The sequence below is a fragment of the Acidobacteriota bacterium genome (assembly GCA_016196065.1).
Classification (GTDB): domain Bacteria; phylum Acidobacteriota; class Terriglobia; order Terriglobales; family Acidobacteriaceae; genus Acidiflorens.
This window is the reverse complement of record JACPYL010000010.1, coordinates 317,612-335,441: the sequence shown is the minus strand read 5'-3', so window position 1 is coordinate 335,441 and position 17,830 is coordinate 317,612. Positions and strand designations below refer to the sequence as shown.

Below are 17,830 nucleotides of genomic sequence, written 5' to 3'. Positions count from 1 at the left end.
GCCGTCTGCGGCACTTTCCGCATGCTTGCACGGCACAATCAGGATAGCTCGGGAATCGCCGAGAATCTGCCACCCCTGCCCAAACGAATATTCGTGGACTAATCCCCGTTTCCGGTGCGACCCAAGTAACTTGACGCTGGCATGAAAAGCGCATAAAGAACCCTTGTGCCGTTGGCCAGTGCCAAACCCGTGGCGGACCCGACCGTTGCCACAACTCCCGCCGGCGATTTGGCCGCGCCACCATTTGCGCTCACCGCATCCGATCTTCGCGAAGCGCAACGCTACCTTCCTCACGCCACACCCGAAGAACAGGCGGCCTTCGCCGAACGTCAGTTGCGGGCGCGATCTCGAACGGCGGTGCTTCTGGAGTTCTACCGGCGCTATCCGTGTCACCTGGCCGATCTGCATTTGCTGGCCGCCTGCGCGGTTGCGCTCGGACGCTTTCGCGGCTTCTCGCCCGAGTTCGATGAAATGGGCGAAGAGTTCATGCCCGCCGGCCCCGATGGTTCGCCGCGCACCGCAGCATGGCGCAAATATGCAGACGCCTGCGAAGCTGGTCGTCCCTGGCAGACCCGCGATGAGTTGTGGATTGCCGCTCACATGGAGGACATGGAGCGCGTGCGTAGCAGTGGACTGGACGAGCGCTTCCGGCAACAAACCTCCGCACATGCTCATGACCCGACCTGGCAAGCCATCCAGCAACATGTAGACGCCACACTCGGCACGCGGCTCATGGATAGTTTCGCACTCGACGGAACCGTCGCTTACGAGACCGCTTTCGCGCACAGTCTGTCAGCGACATTCTCGCGCTTGTGCACGGTGAGCTGGCACATGGTCCGGCGCTACTGGTGGGAAGGCTTTCGGGCAATGCTCACTCCCGCGGGGGAATCGCGGCCGGGAATCGTAACCTACCGACGGCTGGCGATCGGTGCGGCGCGCTACTCCTTCACTGTCTGGAATGCATCGCGAGTCTACCGGCGCGGCATGCGCGAACGCGATCGCGGACGACGCCAGGCCGAAGACGGGTGGCCGCTACTGGCCGACGTGCTGGGCCCGCGCATCCACGAAGTGCATCCCCTGATCGTGCGTTTCTATCAGAACCCGGCACATTTTCAAGTACGCGTGCGAGTTGACTTGCACACGCTGCCGACAAAGTTCTGGTCGCGCGTGATCACGCTCTTGATCGGGCAAGGTCCGTACGAAGAAAGCGGCTCCGAAGTGGACGCACAGTTCCGTGTATTCCGGCGCGGCGACGGTTCCATGCATTTTCTGCGCGAACTCTACATGGGCGGCACTCTGCGGGTATTCGATTCCGACTTCGTCGTGCGCTCGGTAGAGGGTGTTCCCACGTTATTCGAGGTGTTCGTCGACAAACATATCGAAGTGGAACTGTGCGTCACTCCGCTGGAAGAAGGCGGTCTCAGCATCCGGGGAACCAATTTCTACTATCGGGGCACGCGTTTACCTTGTCCCGGTCTGCGGGTGGAATTTCAAAGTCACGTGTGGAAGGACGAAAATTCCGAGGACGTGCTGGAGATCGAAGGGCGGTTACTCATGCAACCCGACAGCGGCTGGGGACGCCTCTTGATGTGCCGCCTGTTGCGACGTCCAGAGGTACTGGGGACGATTGTCTACGTAGCCCGCCCGCTGGCGGCCGGAGTGGTCGTGAAAACAACCAGCTGATCCCTAGCCTGCTTGCCGCTCTTTGGTCGCCGCGGTGTGCAGATGGCAGATGGCGATGGCCAGCGCATCGGCTGCGTCGGGCGGCTCGGGGATTTCGTCGAGCCTGAGCAGACGCGCCACCATCTGTTGCACTTGATGCTTTTCCGCTCGCCCATAACCGACCACGGCTGATTTGATCGACAGAGGAGAATACTCGGCAACTTCGAGTCCGGCCGTCGCGGCGGCGAGCATCGCCACGCCCCGGACCTGTCCCAACTTCAACGCCGACTTCACGTTCAGAGCGTAGAAGACATCTTCGATCGCGACCCGGTCGGGATGATGCTCAACAATGATCTCGTGCAATCGAACGCTAATGCGCGACAACCGAGTAGACATCGGTTCTCGGGAAGAGAGTTTGATCGCGCCGCAGTCCAGGCAAACCAGAGTATCGTCGGCCAGCAAGTCGACGATGCCGTATCCGGTGTACTCGGTGCCGCAGTCGATGCCGAGGACGCGCATGGAGAGAGTCTAGCAGGTGGGACTTCAGCTTCTTAGCTCGTAGCTCCTAGCTCGTAGCTATTAGCCCGAGTCTTCAGTGCTTCACTTCCACTCCCCATAGGAATTGTCATCCTGAACGAAGTGAAGGACCCGCTGCCTTCGGGCGGCAGAGAAAAGCAGGTCCTTCGCTCCGCTCAGGATGACAGATTGGGAGGGGAGAAAATACGAAAAAAAACAACATCAGCAGCATCGGGGCCGTCGCGCCCTGGCAGCCTCGCCTTCTCGCTGGAACTCGCTGTAAGCAGCCGGAGAAGATGCCAGCCGTTGCCGATCCAGAAAACGTGCGTAGGCGGATTCGTCAAAGATTTCGCGCAGTATGGCTCGCAACAAATTGACGGATTCGAGAAGTCCGTTCCAGACCCTCATGCCTGCTCCTCCATCGCCAGGCGCGTCATGACGAAGGGCGCTTCTTTCACACTGGCAGCTTTGCGTCCAGAAAGAACGCGCGCCCATTCCAATGCAGACTCGATCAGGACTACCGCTACCAGCACAACCAATGTCCCCGCAACCGCCGCGTCCAACCGGTCGTTAAAGATCAGCCGCGCGTCGGCACCTGCGCTGGCCAGTTGCCGGGCATGCGACAGAAATCCAATGCGAGGGTTCGGATTCAGAACTTTGTGATACGCAGCCGTGAACGTCACCGCCACCAGCCAACAGAGCGGGAGCAGCGTCACCCACACGTAGCGCGCGCGCCCCATCTTGATAATGATCGTCGTCGCCACGCAGAGTGCGACCGTCGCCAGCAACTGGTTGCAGATGCCGAACAGCGGCCACAATGAATTGATTCCACCGAGCGGATCTTTCACGCCCTGCCAGAGGAAGTATCCCCACGCGGCAACCATCAATCCGCTCGTGAACAATATTGACGGATACCAACTCGTGCGGCCCAGCGGTTTCCAGATATGGCCGAACGCGTCCTGCAGCATGAAGCGGCCCACGCGCGTACCCGCATCGAGCACGGTCAAGATAAACAGGGCCTCGAACATGATCGCGAAGTGATACCAGATCGCCATCAGTGCTTGTCCGCCTAGGCTGTTCGAAAAGATGTGCGCCATGCCCACCGCGAACGCGGGAGCGCCTCCCGTGCGGTTGAAGAGCGTCTGCTCGCCCACGGCGTGCGCCAACTGCGCCATTTCAGCTGCCGTGACTGGAAATCCCCACCCGCTGATCGTTGCCACCGCTTTGTCGGGCAGTTGTCCAACAATGCCTGCGGGACTGTTTACCGCGAAGTACACGCCTGGCTGCAACACAGAAGCGGCGATCATCGCCATGATCGCGACCATCGACTCGGCCAGCATGCCTCCATAGCCGACCAGGCGAGTCTCCGGTTCGCGGCTGATCAGTTTGGGAGTGGTGCCGCTGGAGATGAGGGAATGAAATCCGCTCACCGCTCCGCATGCAATCGTGATGAATGCAAACGGAAACACAGTGCCCGCAAATACTGGCCCGGTGCCGTCGATGAACCTGGTGAGCGGCGGCATGTGCAGCGTAGGGCGCAACATGACGATGCCGATTGCCAGCAATGCGATCGTTCCTAGCTTCACGAACGTGCTGAGATAGTCGCGCGGTGCGAGCAACAACCAGACCGGCAACACGGACGCAGCAAATCCATAAACGATGAGCAACACCGCCAGAGTGACCCCGCTCAGCGTGAACACCGCAGCCCAGGCAGGCGATTGCGAAACCCACTGCCCGCCGAAAATTGCTGCCAGCACCAGCACGAATCCCATGGCAGAAGCTTCCAGCACTTTGCCGGGACGAATACGGCGCAGATAAATTCCCATCAGCACCGCAATGGGCATGGTCATCGCAATCGTGAACGTGCCCCACGGGCTCGACTTCAGCGCGTTTACGACCACCAGCGCCACCGCTCCCAGCAAGATGACGATGATGCTGATCACGGCGATGTACGAAACAAAACCGCCCACTTTGCCGATTTCCGATTTCGCCATCTCGGTCATCGACTTGCCGTCACGCCGCACGGAGAAAAGCAGGATCACAAAGTCCTGGATGCAGCCGCCGAGCACGGCGCCCGCGATGATCCACAACGTGCCGGGCAGATAGCCGAATTGCGCTGCCAGTACGGGACCTACCAGCGGTCCAGGCCCGGCAATCGCGGCGAAGTGATGTCCGAAGACGACCCATTTGTTGGTGGGAACAAAATCGCGGCCGTTGTCGAGACGTTCGGCTGGCGTCGCGCGCCGAGGATCGATCGCCAGCATTTTTGCCGCAATGAAACTGCTGTAGAAGCGGTATCCGACGGCATAGCTCGCAATTGCGGCCACCACCAGCCACATGGCGTTGATCTCTTCACCGCGATGAAGCGCAATCGTAGCCAGTGCGAAGGCACCGAGCAGGCTGATGAAAACCCAAAGGAGAGTGCGCAAAACTTTATGCATGAGGAAGTCGAAGGCCCGGCGAGTATTGTGGACAAAATACAGCAGCCGCGCAAGCGGGGTTTCCGTCCCAGTGCCCCTCGCACTCTCTAAACCTGATCGAAACCGCCCCATGATAATCTTGTAAGTTCCGGCTCATTTTATGCAACAGCGGCGGAGACTATCCGTCCGGGGACGGGCCAATCTACACCCTGATGAGGAAGAGGCGATGAAAATTGGAGTGCTGACCGGAGGCGGGGATTGTCCCGGCCTGAATGCGGTAATTCGCGCAATTGTGCGCAAAGGTTCGTTTCACTATGGCGACGAGTTCGTCGGTTTTCTTGAGGGCTGGCGCGGCTTGCTGGAAAATAAAACCATGCCGCTCAACCTGGATGCGGTGGGCGGCATTCTTCCTCGTGGCGGTACGATTCTCCGGACCTCGCGCACCAACGCCGCCAAGCATGCTGACGGCTTGCATCGCTGCGAGACTCATCTCAAGGAAAACGGTTGCGATGCGCTGATCGCGATTGGCGGCGATGACACGCTCTCAGTCGCGCAAAAGCTCTTTGCCCAGGGCGTGAAAGTCGTGGGCGTGCCCAAGACGATTGACAACGATCTTGCCGGCACCGACTTCACGTTTGGATTCGATACGGCGGTCAACGTTGCCACGAGTGCCATTGATCGCGTCCATACCACGGCCGAGGCGCACAACCGCGTGATCGTGGTCGAAGTGATGGGTCGCGATTCCGGATGGATCGCCTGCTACAGCGGCATCGCGGGCGGTGCCGACGTGATCCTGATCCCCGAGGTTCCGTTCGATATCGATCAGGTTGCGGAACTCATCAAGCAGCGCCACGCCCGAGGACGTTATTTCAGTATCGTGGTGGCCGCCGAGGGCGCCAAGTTTGCCGGCGGCGCGGAAATGCACGATGGGGCACCCGTTCTGGCGGACGCCGGTCGCGATGAATTTGGTCACCTTCGGCTGGGCGGTATCGGGCTCGTGCTCTCCCGCGAAATCGAAAAGCGCACCGGGTTTGAAACACGGTCGGTCGTTCTCGGCCACATTCAGCGTGGCGGATCGCCGAGTTCATTCGATCGCGTGCTCGCGACCCGCTATGGGCTGGGCGCAATCGACATGGTGCATCGCGGAGACTTTGGCCAGATGGCAGCTTTGCGCGGGAACAAGATCATTTCTATCCCGCTGGCCGAGGCCATCGCTTCCAACCGCAAAGTCGATAAGGAAATTCTCGACGCCGCCACGGGCATCTTGGATCGTCTGGAAGAAAGACCTACGGAGTTGGCGTAGCTGATCGATTGTCTCTGCGTCCCCTGTGGTTGAAAAGAACTCTCACCACAGGGGACACGGAGGAATTTTCAGGCCAACTTACTCCCGCTCTTTCACCTTGGCCTTCAGGTGTTCCGACTTCGGTTCGTACACGCAGAACGGTTCTTCATCCAGGTAGTCACCGGTAGCGGCATAGGCGCGCGCTCTGCATCCCATGCAGATGTTGCGAAATTCGCAGCAGCCGCATTTCCCTTTCAGGTTGTCGGTCTCGCGTAGTTCATTGAATACGGTGGCATTCGCCCAGATGTCGGCGAACTTTTCCTCACGCAGGTCGCCGGCGATGGCTGGCAGATATCCGCAGGGAAAAACTTCTCCCTCATGCGAGATGAAACACACGCCGGTCCCGGCGAGACAACCCTTGGTCATGGCATTCATGTCGTTCGGGTGTCCGCTGGGATGCCCGGTGTGATGTCCAGGGGGAGGCCCTTGGGGACGAAGTGAAATTCCGGTACCGCCCGGCATCAGCGTATCCGTCGGACCGATGGCGTCGGCCGGAGGAGCCGTGTGAACCGGCGAGGCGGCCTTCTCAGCAGCGCGACGGTCGGAAGCTCGGCGCTGTCGCACCACGCGGAAGTAGTGCGGGGCGCACGTCGCTTTGAGTTCAATGCCGCCTTCCAGAGACTGATCATAAAACCAGTTCAACATCCGTTCGTATTCTTCCGGCGGAACCATCTGCTCGGCAGCAATGTCGACGCCGCATCCGACCGGGACCAGCAAGAAAGTATGAAGAGCGTCAGCCCCGACCGTCTTCGCGAGTTCTAAAATTTGCGGCAGCTGGTGGGAATTATGACGGGCCACGGTGGTATTGATTTGCACCGAGACGCCGAGTTCTTTCAGGTTTCGGAAACCGTAGAGCGCCGCATCGAACGCGCCCGGGATGCCGCGGAACGAATCATGCGTGGTCGCATCGGCTCCGTCCAAACTGATGGACACACGCTTCACGCCCGAGTCGGCGATCAGCCGAGCCGCATCTTTTGTGACCATCGTTCCGTTGGTGGCGAGTGCAACCCGCAATCCCTTGTCGGTGGCATAACGCGCGAGCTGGTAGATGTCGGATCGATAAAGCGGCTCGCCGCCACTCAGAACCAGGATCGGATTCGCATGGGCTGCGATCTGATCAATGATGTCGAGTGCTGTGTCGGTTGGAAGATCCTTGGGCGACGACAGTTCGGTCGCGGTGGCGCGGCAATGGATGCAGCGCAGATTGCAACCCTTCGTGACCTCCCAGAAAATCAATCGCGGCTTGAATTCTTCACCCTTGTGGGAATGCTGAACGCTTCCTGCTTCTTTCGGTTTGATGGCCTTTTTTTGATTATTGAGTACGTTAAGAACCATGGAGTTCGACCTCACCCTGGAGATGACGATAAGACAGTAACGAACCGCGGGCCGTGAGGGGTGTCACAAGGAAATGTGACATGCATCACCGGAGCTAAGTGAATGAAATGGAGACAGATCGCGGGGAAATGGTCGAGAACGCCTGGCTTGGACGGAGGGCGCTTTCCCCATCTGAAACAAGAAATGGCTTCTGCTGCTGAGTCCGTTCGCCTCATTAGTTTCCGAATAGTGAAATGCGCTGCCACACGTCGGAATGTTTGTCAGCACTCTTTAACAATCAGTTGACGCGAGGTCCGCATCCGAAGCACGCACGAACCACTCCAAGGATGTAGCTGGACGAAATAAAGACTCATTTCGCGAAGTTGTACGAGAGAAATTTGACCACGCAACCGAATTAGGGTTTTCAGCAAGCGTAAACAGTAATTACGAGTCGGCGTAGGTTTCATCAGAGAGAGGACAAGATGCATAAGTTGTTGGCGGTTACAGTTGTACTTCTGGCGCAGTCATTGATGTTGGCGGCGCAGGACGGGAGTCTGAAGCTGGATTTTGCGGCGACGGTCTCCTCGGTTCCCTTGATCAGCGCTCTAAATCCCCCGGAGGTCGCAGTCACGTTCTACGTGTACGGCGGGAAGTTCCGCGATGGTGGGGCGCCTTTGGAAAATCAATCGGGATCGTTCATGCACTATCGGACGGGTCCGATTCTCAACCAGCAGGCGCCGTTTGATTACGCGGCGGGTGTGGAATTTAGTTCGGGAGGCAATTTCTATCTACAGGACGATGGCGCAGGCCACGCGTTTTGTCAGACCAAGAAATGCGTTTTCAGCTCGGGTTCGGGTAACGGAGGTGGGTGGGTCTGGTCACGGCTGGATGAAGAGGTTGAGTCTGACGGGACCATCCGGTACGTATTCCGGGGAGAGTTGATCGGAAGCTATTCCGATTCCCTAGTGTCGCGCAAGAAGGTCCATGCTTACTTCTCGCAGCCAATCTTGGACTCGACGCACGCCTTCGCGGTCGACGGCCCACAGACCATCGGCGGCGGGGTGCTCGAAGTGGTTCTGACTCCGCAATAAAGTATGAGGGGTTAATGAACATCCACCTGGTGGATCGCTTCTTCTGCTCGCGTACACACCAGTCAGAAACTGTAAACGCACCGCGTAGGGTTGCTCGCTGGAGTCACGTGTTGATCTAGCTTGCGACCCTCGGGGGCGTGAATGCCCTAGTAGCGATGCCACTGATGCGGCAGATGCGAGCACCCAATTCTCCCCCCACGAACTCAGCAGGCCGTCCAAGCAAAATTCACAAAACCTTGATGGGCTGCTGCTGACTATTGTCCCCGGCTTCGCGCTCTTCTCCTGACCGCCGATCGGCGTCTACGACATGTTTTCCATCGCCCTGTGCATTGGGAGGAAGGCCAAGCTGGCTGGAAGCGCCCTAACCAGAGGATATATCTCGGCCTGATGTCCCGAGAATCAATGGCTTAGCTGGAAATGAACTCCCTAGATCGAGAAGAGCGAGAATGAAGTTCCCTTCCGTCTCTCGCAGCGTCAATTGTCACAAATGGAACGAGAACCAGCCGGCACAAGATCGTTAACGGGCCGGCTTCGGGAGTTGCGATGACAAAGACATCAAGGATCATGATCGTGATCGTTATGTTGACCGCTGCGAGTTGGGGGCAGAGCTTATTCGCAGTTCAGGTAAAGGGCAAACAGCGATGGCCGGCTGAGGAAGCGAACCATCTCTACTTGTCCGCATGTTCGGCAGTTCAACAACAGTTTGGTGGGGTTCATGCGATCCGGCCGCAGGTCACCCTCGTGCTGGGGGCCGACCAGGATGGAGCGTTCTGGGATACGCGGGAAATTCGACTCACAAAATGGAACCCCTATCTCTTTGCGGAAGGCGTTGTGATCTTCGCGATGGGAGATCTTGTGAAGCGGGAGCAAGCTGGCATTGCAAGGCGCGCTGTGATGTGGTCGGACTCGACCGTTGACATCAAAGAGACCTCGAAGTAGGCGAACACACAAATAGTTGAGGCGAAGCCATGGCACTTAGAACGCTACCTGTTTTGGACGGCTCTCTCGGATCGCATGGGGAGGAAACGCGGCAGGATTTCCATCGACCAGGCGCAAACAGCAATGTCTATCTGGAGAACCCGCCCATATTGTCGTCGGGCGGCGACCGGCCCCACCAGTGGATTCACGACGACGACTACCAGATCGCACTGGTCCCGCGACAGAAACTCAATCACTCGGCGGAACCGGGTGCATGGACATCAACATTGCAGCGGGTTTTCGTTTTGACGCTCACTTGGCGGGAACTGTTGGAGCGGGTGCGTGGAGAACTCAACCCTGGCCGAACCGGGGGCGACGCCACGAGCTCGCAATTTGGCGAGGTGCGGGTCAACTTCTTGACGATGCAGATTAGCAAGTCCGAAAAACCTATCGAACTGACTACCCAGGAATTCAAGTTGCTCCGATTCTTAACGCAAGCCCCGGCGAGGGTTTTCTCGAGAGCAGAACTACTCACCCAAGTGTGGGGATACAGTCACTACCCCTCCACTCGAACTGTCGACAGCCACATTTGCATGCTGCGACAGAAATTGGAGTTGAATCGAAACCGGCCGATCCATTTTTTGACCGTACGTGGAATCGGCTACAAATTTATCCCTTAAATAATTGACAAACAAATGACAGAGGCGGCACATCAATCTTGCCGGCCACGAATCAAACCTCTTAGACGCGCTGAAGAAAGTCTTCACGAAATCGGGAGGGGCGCTTCAGCACTGCAGCAATTTGGGGAAAAATCATGCTTAACCTGGTTGTCGAGAAGATTGGCGATGTCACTGTGATTCACTGCACAGGCAGAATCGTGAGAAGCGAGGCCGCTTTCCAGTTGCGAAGTGCTGTCATCAGGCAAACCGACGCGCGCGTCGTGCTACTCGACCTCTCGAGAGTGGGCGCAGTGGAGGGTGGTGGCCTGGGTATGGTGGTATTTTTGCACCTATGGGCTCGCGACCACGGAATTCAACTTAGAGTGGTCAGTCCCGTTGACGGCGTTCGACAAAGTCTGGAACGCGCCCGCCACGACACAGACATTATGATCGCTGGAATGAGTGAAGCACTGATGGTCCTGGGCTGCGAGCCGGAGAAATCCTGGAATGGATTAGAAAGCGCAGCATGAGGCTGTGAGTTTCGATCCCCGCGCGAAGCGTCCAAATCCTAATCAATAGTCACTGCCAAGCACTTTCCACAAAGAATTGGCCTTCCGCCTACGGCCCCACTCCGCCGCTATGGCAATCGCTGCACGTCACGGCCGTCATGTCGCCCAGGTCCACTGGATGTTTGAATTCCAGACCAGGCATGGCGGAGAGGCTCACGGCATTCTCCTGTTGTCCGAGAATCGTGTGGCAGGTATCGCAGTTCTTCGTGATCACCTTGCCTTCGGCACTGACGTGGTTGCCGTCGTGACAGCGGAAACATCCGCTGTAGTAAAAGTGGCCGATGTTGTTCGGATGCGTTCTCCAATCAACTTTCATCTCCGGGAAAATGCTGATTTTATAAATACGCTGGAGTTCGTCGATCGCGTTGCGAATCTCGGGCTGCTTCTCTTTCGCGAGTTCTGGATACTTCGAGTTGTAGAACTCATAAATTGTCTTCGCAATGCCCTGCATGGCAGCGTCCGTGGTGGCGTAATCGCCGGTGAGAGCGGTGACGGACTGCTGCTTCACAAACGGCAAGCGAATGTCGAGTCGGTGCGCGGCCAGGGACCGGTCCACGGAAATGTCAGGCGGAGTATAGATGTGCGAGGGGCGGTTGTGGCAGTCCATGCAATCCATGCGGTGCCGCGTCGCCTTGGTCAGTTGATCCTTGTTCAGGTTGGCATCCTTCACGAAATATTCCGTAACCCGGCCTTGTATATCCTTGACGTAGATGTAGGGAATATTCTGGCGCTCATCATCCGACGCAACGTAGCTGATTTCGTTGGAGATGTTCATGTGCCAGTGAATGCCTTCCGGCTCACCGGTCGAAGGATCTCCGCCCCCGGTCTTGATCAGCAAACGGATTTGGCGCGGGGTATTTTTCTCGTCGCTGGCAAAATGATTGAAAACCTTCAACTGCGCGCCATAAAACTTCTTCGGCCAGTGACAGGTCTCGCAGGTATCTGACGCAGGACGCAGATTGTGGACCGGGGTGGGAATCGGCCTGGGAAAAGTACCCAGGGCGGTTTTGAAAACCTGCCGCGCGCCCGATAACTTTGACTTTACATACCAGGTCGCTCCCGCTCCAACGTGGCAGTCCACGCAGGCGACGCGGGCATGCGGCGACTGCTGGTAAGCAGTGAATTCGGGCGACATTACGGAGTGGCAGAGCTGTCCGCAGAAACTGACCGAGTCTGTGAATTCATACGCGCGGTAACTGCCAACCACGCTCATCCCGATAAACACCACCAGGAACGTCATGAAGAAAGCCAGCGCGCCGCGATGCGCCGGATCGGAGAAGTCGAGGCGGAAGTAATGCGATGATCCCGGAGATTTGCGATCGCGGCGGACATAGTACCAGGCACCGAACGCGGCCATGGCCAGTCCGGCAATCAGAAATCCGGGCGCAACCATGTATGCCAGGATGCCGACGTAAGGACTGGGGTGGGCGGTCGTGAGGTCCATGAAAAACAGGAAGAGAATATTGCCCAAGGCAACGGCCGCCAGCGCCAGGCCGATAATCGAAATTTGATTGTTCAGCAATTGGCGCAAACGAGCCCATCCGGCAATGTGCGGGGCTGAACTGGAATTGGCATCGGCCATAGTGCGGAATCTCCTCGTGCTTATCAGTGATTAAAATCCAAATATGCTAGTGTGAATCGACTTCAATGTGGCGCTGTCCTGGTCCGGGAATTGTAAGCCTTCCGGGCAGCGAGTGCTGCCCCACGCTATGGGTCTCGATGCGTGGGCACTTCTTCCGGAGCCGCTACTTTCTCGGCGGTAACGTCAGGAGCGCTCTCGGACTCGGCGTCCGCATCGTCCATCAAGGTTGCGGTATCTAGCCCATGCTCTTCGCGGTAGTGATGCGCCGATACCTTGCCATCCCACCAGGCCCAGTTCATGGGATAGGTATCGGGATCAAAGAAGATCTGGTAGAAGTGCCAGACGATGATGGCCAATGTCGCCAGGACCGCCTCGTAAAAGTGAACCGCCGTCGCGATGTCCAGCCACCAGCGGGGAAGGATGCTGCTGAAGGACACCTTGGCCCACAGCATGATGCCGGTGCCGGCCATCACGATGATTCCCCACACCAGCGCCCAGTACTCCGCTTTCTCCGCGTAGTTGAAGCGCTTGAATTCGGGCTTGTCCCCGCCCCATCCGAGATAGTAGCGCAGGACATTCACGACATCCGTTGCGTCTTTCGGTTCGGGAAGAAGGTCGAGAACCAGTTTGCGGCCGTCGCGGGTGAACAGCGCATACAGGATGTGATACACGCTCGCGCCCAGCATCGCCACTGCGGCAAAGCGATGCACCAGGCCGCGCACTTGCTCTCCCATTCCGGGGAGCATCGACAACCACGAGTCGGGATACTTCAAGGCGAATCCGGTGACGACCAGCGTGAGGAACGAAATCAGCAAGGTCAAGTGCTGCCAGCGCTGGCTGCTGTTCATGCGCGTGATCGTGCGGGGATAGGCATCGCGCAGGCGTAACACTTTCCTTCGCCAGATGATGAAATTATGCAGCAGCATGCTGCCGATCACGGTGAAGATCATGGACAGATAGAAGCGCCGGATCCAGCGCACTGCCACACTGCCGATATCGGCCGAGAGTGGCGCGTCCACGTGTACTTTGCTGAGCGCAAAACTTTCCGTTACTCCGGGATGGCACTGCCCGCAGGTCCGCACCAGATTTTCCCGCGCGATCGTCGAACGCGGATCGTTGGACGGCAGGATGTTATGCACCCCGTGACAACTTGCGCAGTTGGCAACAATCTGCGATCCCAACTTCGACGCGAGCCCGTGATAGCTGGCGAGATACGTGGAAGAGCGGCGCCCCTCCAATCCAAATTCCTGCGACAACCGCACTCCTTCGTGACATCGGGCGCAGGTAATGAGCGCGAGGTTGCGCGGTGACACGGAAGATTTCGGATCCAGATGCGATTGAATGGAATGAATACCGTGACAATCCGTACAGACTGGAGCCTGCCCGTTCCCGCGGCTGATCGCCTGCCCGTGAATGCTCTGGACAAATTCATCCTTCACCGCGGCATGGCACTTGGCGCAGGTGTTCGGCACATTGAATTTAAAAATCGGGGACTTGGCGTCGGCCGCGTTCAGAATCTCGTGCGTGCCATGGCAATCCGTACAGACCGCCGCGGCTTCCGATCCCGATGCGACTGCGCGCCCATGGACACTCTCTTCGTAGGAAAAGAAAGGCTGCGTGCTGTGTCCACTGGCTCCCATGACAAATTTCTCGCCGTGACAGCCACCGCAAGTCTTCGGAATATTCAGATGGCTCACTTTTGAATTCGGATCGCTCGCCGGCAACAGTTCGTGAGGACTTCCGTGGCAATCGGTGCATGTGGCCGCCTTCGCGTCGCCCGAGGCGATCGCCTTGGCGTGAAAGCCGCGGTCGTAGGCGGCCTGCTGATCGGCATGACAAGTAGCGCAGTTGACCTTCGCGGGATGAATTTCGTGGGGAGAGGTTTTGAGATCGGTATGGCAGTCGACGCAGGTGAACATCGCGCCGTGAATCGATGCCTTGAACTTGTCCGGGTTCACGGCAAGGCTGACCGACTTCCCGTCACGCTCTGTGGTCAGGCCACTGTCGCCGTGGCAGGCCAGGCAATCCTCGTTGCTGGGCTTGGAAGGGCTCTTTGCCTTGCCTTCTGCTACGCCGGAAAACACGCCGAGCAGGACGATAAACAGGGCGCATGCTTTCCAGCCGTTCATCCGTGGCCAGCAGCGATTCTCTTGTGTCCCGCGTACGGACATGCCTCACAACCTCCCAGTTTCAGCAATGTTTTCTGCAATCATTCTGGAAGGCGAAGCAACCTTGAGGCAGTGAGCCGTGGCACTTCGAGGAGTGACTTCGATCACTAGCAAAGGTTCATCCGAAATGAGCACACAAGCGCGCGCGAGCGCACGCCTGCAGAATGGTTTGTTCTCGGACTTCACCCGGTGGTGGCCAGCGAGCGCAGAGCGGATTTATTGCGGATGACGACGGTTGAACCCTTGGTCTGCAGGATCTGACGTTTACGGAGGTCGGCAAACAGACGAGTCACGGTTTCACGCGACGTACCGATCATCTGGGCAATTTCTTCATGTGTCAGCGCTAGTTTGAGGCGGGGCTCCGGCTTCAGGCCTTCGCCATTCTTCGACGTCCATTCCATCAGCAACTTCGCCAATTTCTCTTCTGCGGAATGAGAGAGTCCAAGAGCACGCACTTCATGACACGCGACGTTGTATTTCTCGCTGAGTTGCTCCGCGACGCGGAAGCAGGCTTCGCTGTGCTCTTTGAGGAAACGCAGGAATTCCTCGCGCTTCACAAAATTCACTTGGCAGGGATCGAGCGTCTCCGCGGTGAGTTCATAGGCTTTGCCGGAAACGGTGGCGCTCAGGCCGAGGACTTCGCCCGGTTCCGCAATTTTCAGGATCAGCGTCTTGCCGTCGCTGGAACAGATCGACAGTTTGACTCGTCCCTTGCATAGAACGAAAATGCCACGCGGCGCCTGGCCTTCCACGAACAGCACGGCTCCCTTGGGATACGCGGCGGCATATTTCAGGCTTTCAAACGCCTGTAAGGCTGAGGTTGGCAGATCACAAAAGATCCGGTCGGCCCGCATTTTGCAGGTCAGGCAGCTTTCGATAATGTCGAGTCCATATGGCGAGAGCACATTGCCCCCCTCGATGAATCGCCCGGGCACTCCGGCTGTTCTCTTGCGACGCACATCAGCCGGCCCTGTGATGGCGATCACCTAGTTAGTGTGCGTCCTGCAATAACTCGGAGCGGTGATAGACGGCACAGCTGAATGTGATGAAAGTCACATGGGGGGCGGCAGCAGGGACTCTGCACCAAAGCGTCCCGGAATCACTGGCTTTGCCGCAGGTTTCAGGGCATACTTATCCGCAGAGCCGCCCCCGGCCCGACTCCTTGCAAGGTGGTTCCGTGCCTACTCCTCAAGACGAAACCCAGCACGACCTGAACCTCGAACGGCGCTCCCGGCCCCCGCTCCTGCCTGCCCCACCCGATCCGGAAGTGCAACGCAAGCGCATGCTGATCGCGCTCGGCGTGCTGATGGTGGCTCTGGTAGCGGTGGTCGCCAAAGATTGGGATTTCTGGTTTCCAACCCCGGAAGAAACGCAGGAATCCGCAGCGCCGCGAAAAGCGCCCGCATCAACCTCGGCGGCAGCTCCGGCCAGTTCCGCGGCGACCGGCAAAGGAGATCGCAAGACTGGAAAGGCGACGGAACCGCAAGCGGCTGCCCCATTCAGCGCAACTACGGAGCGCACCGTTCTGCCACCCTTGCAGGTCGAAGTGGTCGCCGGCAACCGGCATACGAAGGTCCCGGCGCGCAATAGCGCAATCCACCTGGATATGGGATCCGGAGCGGCCACCTCAGTTGCGGAGAGCCCTTCTGTAACGCGGGAGCCAGTCGCCAATGGCGCAGATCGCGTCCAGCTTTCGCCCCAGGCAGTTCAGAATGTCACCGTGTCGGTTCCGCCGGACTATCCGCTGCTGGCTCGACAGATGAAGGTTCAGGGCGCAGTTATTCTGCAGGCGCTGATCTCAAGAGAAGGTTCGATTCAGGAATTGCAGATCGTGAGCGGCCCCGGCATCCTCGCTGCAGCTGCCCGCGAAGCCGTGAAGCAGTGGCGCTTCAAGCCCTACTACCAAAGCGGACAGCCGGTGGAAACCCAGGCGCGCATCACGGTGAATTTCACCATCTCAACCAATTAGCCGAAACAGAAAATTCCCTGAGACGCACGCTCGCGCTTTGGACGACTCCGCGCTTGGCCTGAGTATGTGGGATTGGGCGGTGAGGAATTGCTGAGGTGAGTTCGGTGGAACGATACCGGGGCCTAAAAATTAAACAGGCGTCCGGATTCTTTCGAATCCAGGACGCCCGGGCAGCCCTCCCCCAGAACTGCTCGCTTACGAATGTAAGTCTCTCTTGTAAATCTGAAAATAGCACGCGGGTGCCAAGGACATTCCACCAACGTGCTAGTAGTCTAACTTACAGAAAACACACGCATAACACGGCTATCTATGAACGCGATAGTAGTTACACAACGAAAAACCGCTGACCGCTGGGTAGGGTCAGTGTGCGATCGTCAAGCCGCCCGGTGCGGAGCCAGTCGTAAAGGGCGACCCTGTAATGGTTGTCAGCTTCCCGGTGGTCGAATCGTACGAAAATCCGGTGATATTCGAGCTTGTCTGGTTCCCAGTGTAGAGATACTTTCCCGTGGGCTCGGCAACAATGAGGACGGGTCCAGTGCCGGTCGAGTAGGGCGAACCGGTGATCGTGGTCAATTGTCCTGTTCCCGAAGTGATGGCAAACGCGGCGACGTTATTTGTTCCCTGGTTGGCAACGTAGAGAAACGCGGTCGAAGGATCGATTGCAATCGCTCTCGGCGCTGTCGCCGTCCCGAGTCCATAGGGCGACCCCGAAATCTGAGTTAATGCACCGGTCCCGGAGTTGATGGAAAAAGCAGAGACGGTGGCATCGGAGTTGTTGGCAACGTACAAGTACTTGCTTCCAGTGTCGACCGCCATCCCGGACAGACCCCGACCTGCGGAAAACGGAGATCCCGGGACCGGCGTTACCGCTCCGGTCGCACTGTCCAGCGAGTAGGCAACAATCAAGTCCGCTCCCGAAAGCGTGATGTAAACGAAATTGCTGGACGGAGAGATCGTCATCTCCGTAGGCGCTGTCCTGGAACCCAGTGGAGTCGTTGCGACGAGCGCGGGGGCTCCGGGCGTGCTCAGCGAGTACACCGAGAAGCTGTCGTCAAAAGTGTTCGTCATCAATAGATACTTGCCGGATGCATCGATCGCCAGCGTCAGTGGACCCGCCGCTATCGGAATTGCGTCCCCGGTGAGCACCAGTGTTCCATCGCTCGCGACATTGAAGATCGACAGGGTATTTGCGGCCGAATTCCCCACATAGAGAAACTTCTTGCTTGGATCAAGGGCAATACCCTTCGGCGAAAGCCCCAGCACCTGCGGTGTTTGCTGACCCAGGCTCATCACGCCGGTAGAGTCGTTCACGTGCAGCAAGGCCACCGAACCCTTGACCGGCAAACTGACATAGGCATTGTGGCTGGCCGAGGACGAATGAGAGGAATTGCCGCACGAGGCGGAAAGTCCGGCGAGAACAAGAGTGCACCCAACCGCCATCCAGTAAGCGCGACTTCTCGCCGCGAACGCGGCGCGCGCCGCCCGTCGAAAGCTCATGTGAGAACCTGCTCCTCGAGACCCAGAATATAAACCCGGATACGACCGATAGTTTTGTTCCTACCATCGTGCACGAGAAGGCACGCACTCCGCAACTCGACCGGGATGCCTGCCGCCGGATTC

Annotated in this window: 14 protein-coding genes; 7 read left to right on the top strand and 7 right to left on the bottom strand. The window is 58.0% G+C overall.

The window, feature by feature from the left end:
• The first annotated feature begins 165 nt into the window (after nucleotides 1–165).
• Nucleotides 166–1,683, top strand: a complete 1,518-nt coding sequence (locus HY010_04835) for a hypothetical protein (GenBank protein ID MBI3475035.1) — start codon at nucleotides 166–168, stop codon at nucleotides 1,681–1,683.
• A gap of 3 nt (nucleotides 1,684–1,686) precedes the next feature.
• Here HY010_04835 and ruvC read toward each other — a convergent pair whose 3' ends face one another.
• Nucleotides 1,687–2,181 (bottom strand): crossover junction endodeoxyribonuclease RuvC, encoded by a 495-nt coding sequence (gene ruvC / locus HY010_04830; protein ID MBI3475034.1) that lies wholly within the window; start codon nucleotides 2,179–2,181, stop codon nucleotides 1,687–1,689.
• Nucleotides 2,182–2,582: 401 nt separating this feature from the next.
• Nucleotides 2,583–4,619, bottom strand: a complete 2,037-nt coding sequence (locus HY010_04825; protein ID MBI3475033.1) for a carbon starvation protein A — start codon at nucleotides 4,617–4,619, stop codon at nucleotides 2,583–2,585.
• 205 nt (nucleotides 4,620–4,824) lie between these two features.
• Here HY010_04825 and HY010_04820 point away from each other — a divergent pair, with 205 nt between their 5' ends.
• Nucleotides 4,825–5,901 carry a 6-phosphofructokinase gene (locus HY010_04820; protein ID MBI3475032.1) on the top strand — a complete coding sequence of 359 codons (1,077 nt, stop codon included), beginning with the start codon at nucleotides 4,825–4,827 and terminating at the stop codon, nucleotides 5,899–5,901.
• Between the two features lie 78 nt (nucleotides 5,902–5,979).
• On the opposite strand, the gene HY010_04815 is transcribed toward HY010_04820, so the two are convergent.
• Complete coding sequence (locus tag HY010_04815; protein MBI3475031.1) at nucleotides 5,980–7,275, bottom strand: radical SAM protein; 1,296 nt, start codon at nucleotides 7,273–7,275, stop codon at nucleotides 5,980–5,982.
• Between the two features lie 461 nt (nucleotides 7,276–7,736).
• On the opposite strand from HY010_04815, the gene HY010_04810 reads away from it, so the two are divergent.
• From HY010_04810 to HY010_04795, 4 genes are all read left to right on the top strand, one after another.
• Nucleotides 7,737–8,345, top strand: a complete 609-nt coding sequence (locus HY010_04810) for a hypothetical protein (GenBank protein MBI3475030.1) — start codon at nucleotides 7,737–7,739, stop codon at nucleotides 8,343–8,345.
• A gap of 543 nt (nucleotides 8,346–8,888) precedes the next feature.
• Nucleotides 8,889–9,284 (top strand): hypothetical protein, encoded by a 396-nt coding sequence (locus HY010_04805; protein MBI3475029.1) that lies wholly within the window; start codon nucleotides 8,889–8,891, stop codon nucleotides 9,282–9,284.
• Between the two features lie 29 nt (nucleotides 9,285–9,313).
• The gene (locus HY010_04800) at nucleotides 9,314–9,943 is read left to right on the top strand and encodes a response regulator transcription factor (GenBank protein MBI3475028.1); all 630 of its coding nucleotides are present in this window, start codon (nucleotides 9,314–9,316) and stop codon (nucleotides 9,941–9,943) included.
• Between the two features lie 134 nt (nucleotides 9,944–10,077).
• Nucleotides 10,078–10,452 carry an STAS domain-containing protein gene (locus HY010_04795; protein ID MBI3475027.1) on the top strand — a complete coding sequence of 125 codons (375 nt, stop codon included), beginning with the start codon at nucleotides 10,078–10,080 and terminating at the stop codon, nucleotides 10,450–10,452.
• 88 nt (nucleotides 10,453–10,540) lie between these two features.
• Here the strand turns inward: HY010_04795 and HY010_04790 are convergent, their stop codons facing one another.
• The 3 genes from HY010_04790 to HY010_04780 form a co-directional block, all read right to left on the bottom strand.
• Entirely contained in the window at nucleotides 10,541–12,073 is a 1,533-nt protein-coding gene (locus HY010_04790) for a NapC/NirT family cytochrome c (protein MBI3475026.1), read from the bottom strand.
• Between the two features lie 125 nt (nucleotides 12,074–12,198).
• Nucleotides 12,199–14,244: a cytochrome b/b6 domain-containing protein gene (locus HY010_04785; protein ID MBI3475025.1), complete on the bottom strand. Its 2,046-nt coding sequence runs from the start codon at nucleotides 14,242–14,244 to the stop codon at nucleotides 12,199–12,201.
• 179 nt (nucleotides 14,245–14,423) lie between these two features.
• Nucleotides 14,424–15,146 carry a Crp/Fnr family transcriptional regulator gene (locus tag HY010_04780; protein ID MBI3475024.1) on the bottom strand — a complete coding sequence of 241 codons (723 nt, stop codon included), beginning with the start codon at nucleotides 15,144–15,146 and terminating at the stop codon, nucleotides 14,424–14,426.
• Between the two features lie 272 nt (nucleotides 15,147–15,418).
• Here HY010_04780 and HY010_04775 point away from each other — a divergent pair, with 272 nt between their 5' ends.
• Nucleotides 15,419–16,210 carry an energy transducer TonB gene (locus tag HY010_04775; protein MBI3475023.1) on the top strand — a complete coding sequence of 264 codons (792 nt, stop codon included), beginning with the start codon at nucleotides 15,419–15,421 and terminating at the stop codon, nucleotides 16,208–16,210.
• Between the two features lie 360 nt (nucleotides 16,211–16,570).
• Here the strand turns inward: HY010_04775 and HY010_04770 are convergent, their stop codons facing one another.
• A complete protein-coding gene (locus tag HY010_04770; protein ID MBI3475022.1) occupies nucleotides 16,571–17,707 on the bottom strand; it encodes a beta-propeller fold lactonase family protein in 1,137 nt (378 codons plus the stop codon).
• Nucleotides 17,708–17,830 lie beyond the last annotated feature (123 nt).